1 protein-coding gene and 1 pseudogene are annotated in these 848 nt (G+C 25.5%); both read right to left on the reverse strand.

From position 1 onward, the window contains the following. A partial coding sequence (locus AJN60_RS00500; RefSeq protein ID WP_141079666.1) for a glycosyltransferase family 2 protein occupies positions 1-510 on the reverse strand: 510 nt, incomplete at its 3' end. Further along, positions 507-848, reverse strand: a pseudogene (locus AJN60_RS00505) (alpha-2,3-sialyltransferase); the annotation flags it as partial. The pseudogene AJN60_RS00505 and the gene AJN60_RS00500, both read right to left, overlap by 4 nt.

Here is an 848-nt window from a genome sequence, read left to right on the forward strand (position 1 = left end):
ATCAAACCAAACCACTTCAACCCCATCCATTCTAGGAACACATTCTTCTATGCAATTTAATTCCCAATAATCATCAGAATCTAAAAAGATAATATAATCAATATCAGGAGCTTTAAAATTTAAAAGTTCATCTTTATTTTTAAAGAAATTTGAACTTTTATATATTTTATAAATATTATAAGGATTATCTTCATTGTCTAATTTAAATTCTACTAAGGAGTTTTCTTTTAATTCTTGGGTAATATTTTTAAAATCATATTCTTTACTAAAGAATTCTATGCCAACATTGCGAGATGAAGAAAGTCCCCCATTTTCCTTATCAAAAAGTATAAATCTTTCATCTTTTAAAGTATATTCTTTGGCTATATTGAGTGAGTTTTCATCTGTGCTACCATCATTTACAAGTACAACTTGTAAATTTTTATAAGTTTGATTGACAACGCTATCTAAACATTCTCTTAAATATTTTTCTACATTATAGATTGGGATAACTACACCTACGGTTTTCATTGTTTTTTCTCTAATTTTTTATGGAGCTTAAAAACTCTATAAGGCAATAAGAATAATCCACCCCAATACCAATTTTTACTAGCCTTAATAAATTCTTCTCCTAATTTATAAGTAAAACATTCTTTTTCTTTTAAAGCTTCATTATAATCAGGATAAGTTTCTAAAGGTGGTAAAGCTAAATTTGGATTTTTCTTTACTTTAAATTTATAAGCCTTTTGTTCTTGTTTATGTGAAATAACAATGCTTAATATTATAAAAGGTAAAGATAAAAAACCGAATACACTTTTAGAATTTAAAATCAAAGCTTGTCCTAGTTTATAAGAAAGTTGGTTTTGAAT

It is taken from the genome of Campylobacter sp. BCW_4323, assembly GCF_001763115.1.
Lineage (GTDB): Bacteria > Campylobacterota > Campylobacteria > Campylobacterales > Campylobacteraceae > Campylobacter_D > Campylobacter_D jejuni.